This is a genomic window from Microbacterium sp. p3-SID336 (genome assembly GCF_025143365.1).
Taxonomy (GTDB): domain Bacteria; phylum Actinomycetota; class Actinomycetes; order Actinomycetales; family Microbacteriaceae; genus Microbacterium.
The window spans coordinates 109743-116133 of sequence record NZ_JALXPE010000002.1; the positions used below are offsets into that span (position 1 = coordinate 109743).

General features: G+C 68.4%; 3 protein-coding genes. All 3 read left to right on the forward strand.

Going from position 1 to position 6391, the window contains the following annotated elements:
• Positions 1–23 precede the first annotated feature (23 nt).
• Positions 24–989 (forward strand): ABC transporter permease, encoded by a 966-nt coding sequence (locus tag M3C17_RS01300; protein ID WP_259975829.1) that lies wholly within the window; start codon positions 24–26, stop codon positions 987–989.
• Positions 986–2722 (forward strand): ABC transporter ATP-binding protein, encoded by a 1737-nt coding sequence (locus M3C17_RS01305; RefSeq protein WP_259975831.1) that lies wholly within the window; start codon positions 986–988, stop codon positions 2720–2722. Before M3C17_RS01300 ends, M3C17_RS01305 begins: the two co-directional genes overlap by 4 nt.
• A 208-nt stretch (positions 2723–2930) precedes the next feature.
• A partial coding sequence (locus tag M3C17_RS01310; protein WP_259975833.1) for a DNA-directed RNA polymerase subunit beta occupies positions 2931–6391 on the forward strand: 3461 nt, incomplete at its 3' end.

Consider the following 6391-nt stretch of genomic DNA (forward strand, 5'->3'; position numbering starts at 1 on the left):
CTCGTCCGAAAGGAGGCGATCGCATGACCATCGCCCTCCCGCCCGCACAGGGCCCCTCCGCCGAGAGCGGCGGCAGCATCGACACCGTCGCGATCGCCCAGGCCGACCTGAAGGACGGCGGCGGCGGTTTCTGGCGCGACGTGTTCCGCCGGCTCCGCCGCAACCCGACCGCGTGGATCGGCGCCGCGATCGTGCTGGTGTTCCTGCTCATCGCGCTGCTCGCACCGGTGCTCGCGCCGTACCCGGAGACCGCACTCCCCGGCGCGAAGTACATCACGCCGACCCACATCCCCGGCCCCGGGGAGCTGCCGGAGTTCCCGCTCGGCCTCGACCGCTTCGGCGGAGACGTGCTGTCCAAGCTCATCTGGGGCGCGCAGGCCTCGCTGCTGATCGGCGTCGTCTCCACGGCCATGGGTCTGCTCGGCGGCATGCTGCTCGGCCTCATCGCCGGCACGTTCGGCGGCTGGGTCGACACCGTCATCATGCGCGTGGTCGACATCATCCTCTCGGTGCCGAACCTGCTGCTCGCGGTCTCGATCGCGGCGATCCTCGGGCAGACGCCCTTCGCCGTCATGATCGCGATCGGAGCCTCCCAGGTGCCGATCTTCGCGCGCCTGCTGCGTGCCTCGATGCTGCAGCAGCGCTCCAGCGACTACGTGCTCTCCGCACAGACCCTGGGTCTCGGCCGCGGCCGGATCACGATGTCGCACGTGCTGCCGAACGCGATCGGCCCGGTGATCGTGCAGGGCACCCTGACGCTGGCGACCGCCGTGATCGACGCCGCCGCGCTGTCGTTCCTCGGGCTCGGCGGCGGCCGGCCGGAGACCGCGGAGTGGGGTCGCATGCTCACCTACGCTCAGGCGGAGCTGGCGATCGCGCCGTGGCTGGCGTTCCTCCCCGGCATCTGCATCGCGGTCACCGCGCTCGGCTTCACGCTGCTGGGCGAGGCGCTGCGCGAGGCCATGGACCCGAGGACGAGAGCACGATGACCGTCCGAGACGAGGGCGCCGTGCGCGCCGTGAAGGAGAACCCCATGTCCGTCGAACCGCTGCTCTCGGTGCAGGGGCTGGCCGTGGACTTCGCCACCATGGACGGCGTCGTGCACGCGGTCGAGGGCGTGGACCTGGAGATCCGCCCCGGCGAGACCGTCGCGATCGTGGGTGAGTCCGGTTCGGGCAAGTCCACCACCGCGATGGCCATCATCGGCCTGCTGGCCGGCGGAGGCAGGGTCGCGGCGGGCAGCATCCGCCTGGACGGCCGCGAGATCGCGCACGCGTCGGAGAACGAGCTGCGGACGATCCGCGGCCGGGACATCGGCCTGGTCCCGCAGGACCCGATGTCGAACCTGAACCCGGTCGCGAAGATCGGCACCCAGGTGGCGGAGACGCTGCTGGCGCACGGCCTCGCCACGCGACAGAACGTGCAGGGCAAGGTCGTGGAGGCGCTGACGGCTGCGGGCCTGCCCGACCCGGAGCGGCGGGCGAAGCAGTACCCGCACGAGTTCTCCGGCGGCATGCGGCAGCGCGCCCTGATCGCGATCGGCCTGGCGTGCAAGCCGCGCCTGCTGATCGCCGACGAGCCGACGAGCGCCCTCGACGTGACGGTGCAGCAGACCATCCTCGACCAGATCGGCGAGATGACGCGCGAGCTCGGCACCGCCGTGCTGCTCATCACGCACGACCTCGGTCTCGCGGCGGAGCGCGCCGAGCGCGTCGTCGTGATGCATCGAGGCAAGGTCGTCGAGCAGGGGCCCGCGCGGCAGATCCTGGAGGATCCGCAGCACCCCTACACGCAGTCGCTCGTGAAGGCGGCGCCCTCGGTCGCGGTCGCACGACTGCGCCCCGAGGCCTTCGCCCCGGGCGGCTCGGGCGAGGGCCTGTCGGACGCGCCCGCCACGGGGGAGCGCGCGGGGGCGGCTTCCGCGGTCCCGCCGCGCGACAACATCGTGGAGATCGAGAACCTCACGAAGGTGTACCCCGTGCGCGGCAAGCACGAGGACTTCGTGGCGGTGGACGACGTGTCGCTCGCGATCCCGCGGGGCGAGACGGTCGCGATCGTCGGGGAGTCGGGGTCGGGGAAGACGACGACCGCGCGGATGCTGCTCAAGCTGATCGAGCCCACCAGCGGGCTCATCCGCTACGAGGGCAAGGACGTGTCGACGCTCAACCGAGCGGAGACCAGGGAGTTCCGGCAGCGCGTGCAGCCGATCTTCCAGGACCCGTACTCGAGCCTGAACCCCATGTTCACGATCGAGCGCCTGATCGCCGAGCCGCTCGAGTTCTACAAGCGGGGGAGCGGGGCCGAGCGGCGCAAGCGCGTGCGGCAGCTGCTCGACGACGTGGCGCTGCCGCAGTCGATGCTGCGCCGCTACCCGTCCGAGCTGTCTGGCGGTCAGCGGCAGCGCGTGGCGATCGCGCGGGCGCTCGCCCTGTCGCCGGATCTGATCGTGTGCGACGAGCCGGTGTCGGCGCTGGACGTGCTGGTGCAGGACCAGATCCTGCGGCTGCTGGGCGACCTGCAGCGGGAGTACGGCTTCAGCTACCTGTTCATCTCGCACGACCTCGCCGTCGTGCGCCTCATCAGCGACTACGTGTGTGTGATGAAGGACGGGAAGCTGGTGGAGGCGGCCTCGTCGGAGGAGATCTTCACCAACCCCCGCGATCCCTACACGCGCCGCCTGCTCGCCTCGATCCCCGGGAACGAGCTCAACATCGCGTCCTGAGGCGGGGGAGCGAGTGCCATTACCGCAGCTTCCGAGATTGGTCAAGGACTGCGCTTGCCATGTCGCAAGATCGCGGCTATAGTTGGTAGTTGCGCTCGCTCCTCCCTGCCCTCATATGGTGGTCGGCATCCGTTGAGCTCTCGAGCGCGAACTCCACCTGACGACAAAGGAATCGAGAAGCCCTGCGGGGCTCACGGAGGTTATTCCCTTGGCTGCTGCTCCCAACGCATCCACATCCACCACCACCAAGAACGGACGCGGAGCTTCCCGTCTCTCGTTCGCCAAGATCTCCGACACGCTGACGGTCCCCGACCTTCTCGCTCTGCAGACCGAGTCCTTCGGCTGGCTCGTCGGCAACGACGCCTGGAAGGCGCGCGTGGCCGAGGCCAAGGCCGCCGGTCGCACCGACGTGAACGAGAACAGCGGCCTCGGTGAGATCTTCGAGGAGATCTCCCCCATCGAGGACCTCGGCGAGACGATGCAGCTGTCGTTCACGAACCCGTACCTCGAGCCCGAGAAGTACTCCATCGAGGAGTGCAAGGAGCGCGGCAAGACCTACGCGGCCCCGCTGTACGTCGAGGCCGAGTTCATGAACCACCTCACGGGTGAGATCAAGACCCAGACGGTCTTCATGGGCGACTTCCCGCTGCAGACCGACAAGGGCACGTTCATCATCAACGGCTCCGAGCGCGTCGTCGTCTCGCAGCTCGTGCGCTCGCCGGGCGTCTACTTCGACAAGACCCCCGACAAGACGTCCGACAAGGACATCGTGTCGGCGCGCGTCATCCCGAGCCGCGGCGCGTGGCTCGAGTTCGAGATCGACAAGCGCGACCAGGTCGGCGTGCGCGTCGACCGCAAGCGCAAGCAGTCCGTCACCGTGTTCCTCAAGGCGCTGGGCATGACCAGCGAGGAGATCCTCGCGGAGTTCGCCGGCTACACCTCCATCGAGGAGACGCTCGCGAAGGACACGATCGTCACCAAGGAAGACGCGCTGCGCGACATCTACCGCAAGCTGCGTCCGGGCGAGCAGGTGGCCGCCGAGGCCGCGCGTGCGCTGCTGGACAACTTCTACTTCAACCCGAAGCGCTATGACCTCGCGAAGGTCGGCCGGTACAAGATCAACCACAAGCTGGGTCTCGACACCCCGCTGACGGAGTCCGTCCTCACGGTGCAGGACATCGTCGCGACGATCAAGTACCTGGTGCGTCTGCACGCGGGCACCGAGGAGACCTTCGAGGGCATCCGCGGCGGCAAGAAGGCCGAGATCCGTCTCGCGACCGACGACATCGACAACTTCGGCAACCGTCGCATCCGCGCGGTCGGCGAGCTGATCCAGAACCAGGTCCGCACGGGTCTGTCCCGCATGGAGCGCGTCGTCCGCGAGCGCATGACCACGCAGGACATCGAGGCCATCACGCCGCAGACCCTGATCAACGTGCGCCCCGTCGTCGCCGCGATCAAGGAGTTCTTCGGAACCTCGCAGCTGTCGCAGTTCATGGACCAGAACAACCCGCTCGCGGGTCTGACCAACAAGCGCCGTCTCTCGGCTCTGGGCCCGGGTGGTCTCAGCCGCGACCGCGCCGGCGTCGAGGTCCGTGACGTCCACCCCTCGCACTACGGCCGCATGTGCCCGATCGAGACCCCGGAAGGCCCGAACATCGGCCTGATCGGTGCGCTCGCGACCTTCGCGCGCATCAACTCGTTCGGCTTCATCGAGACCCCGTACCGCAAGGTCGTCGACGGCGTCGTGACCGACCAGATCGACTACCTGACCGCCTCCGAGGAGGTCGACTTCAACATCGCGCAGGCGAACGCGCCGCTCGATGCGAAGGGTCGCTTCCGCGAGAGCCACGTGCTCGCGCGCCCCAAGGGCGGCAGCGGCGAGGTCGACCTGTTCCTGCCGGAGGAGATCGGCTACATCGACGTCTCGCCGCGCCAGATGGTGTCGGTCGCGACCTCGCTCGTGCCCTTCCTCGAGCACGACGACGCGCAGCGCGCGCTCATGGGCGCCAACATGCAGCGCCAGGCCGTGCCGCTGCTGCGCAGCGACTCGCCGTTCGTCGGCACCGGTATGGAGGGCTACACCGCCATCGACGCGGGTGACGTGATCACCGCGGAGAAGGCCGGCGTCGTCTCCGAGGTGTCCGCCGACCGCGTCGTGGTCATGCTCGATGAGGGCGGCACGCAGGAGTACCACCTGCGCAAGTTCGACCGCTCGAACCAGGGCACGTCGTACAACCAGAAGGTCGTCGTCAGCGCCGGTGAGCGCGTCGAGGTCGGCGAGGTCATCGCCGACGGCCCCGCCACGGAGAACGGCGAGCTGGCCCTCGGCAAGAACCTCCTCGTCGCGTTCATGACGTGGGAGGGCTACAACTTCGAGGACGCCATCATCCTGAGCCAGGACCTGGTGAAGGACGACACGCTCTCGTCGATCCACATCGAGGAGTACGAGGTCGACGCCCGCGACACGAAGCTGGGCAAGGAGGAGATCACGCGTGACCTCCCCAACGTCAGCCCCGAGCTGCTGAAGGACCTCGACGAGCGCGGCATCATCCGCATCGGCGCCGAGGTCCGCCCCGGCGACATCCTCGTCGGCAAGGTCACGCCGAAGGGTGAGACCGAGCTCTCGGCCGAGGAGCGCCTGCTCCGCGCGATCTTCAACGAGAAGAGCCGCGAGGTCCGCGACACGTCGCTGAAGGTGCCGCACGGTGAGCAGGGCACGATCATCGCCGTCAAGGAGTTCAACGCCGAGGACGGCGACGACGAGCTCGGCTCCGGCGTGAACCGCCGCGTCGTGGTCTACATCGCCCAGAAGCGCAAGATCACCGAGGGCGACAAGCTCGCCGGCCGCCACGGCAACAAGGGTGTCATCGCGAAGATCCTGCCCGTCGAGGACATGCCGTTCCTCGCGGACGGCACCCCGGTCGACATCGTCCTGAACCCGCTCGGCATCCCCGGTCGAATGAACTTCGGCCAGGTGCTGGAGACCCACCTCGGCTGGATCGCGAAGCAGGGCTGGAAGGTCGAGGGCACTCCGGAGTGGGCTGCGAAGCTCCCGAAGGAGGCGTTCGAGGCCGCTCCCGGCACGAAGGTCGCGACCCCGGTGTTCGACGGCGCGAGCGAGGAGGAGATCTCCGGTCTGCTCGACTCGACGCTGCCGACGCGCGACGGTCTGCGCCTGATCGACTCCAGCGGCAAGACGCAGCTGTTCGACGGTCGCTCCGGCGAGCCGTTCCCGGCGCCGATCTCCGTGGGCTACATGTACATCCTGAAGCTCCACCACCTGGTGGACGACAAGATCCACGCCCGCTCCACCGGCCCGTACTCGATGATCACCCAGCAGCCGCTCGGTGGTAAGGCGCAGTTCGGTGGACAGCGCTTCGGTGAGATGGAGGTGTGGGCCCTCGAGGCCTACGGTGCGGCATACGCCCTCCAGGAGCTCCTCACGATCAAGTCCGACGACATCCTCGGCCGCGTCAAGGTGTACGAGGCGATCGTCAAGGGCGAGAACATCCAGGAGCCCGGCATCCCGGAGTCGTTCAAGGTGCTCATGAAGGAGATGCAGTCGCTCTGCCTGAACGTCGAGGTCCTCTCGGCCGACGGCACGCTGGTCAACCTCCGCGACACCGACGACGAGGCGTTCCGCGCCGCAGAGGAACTCGGTATCAA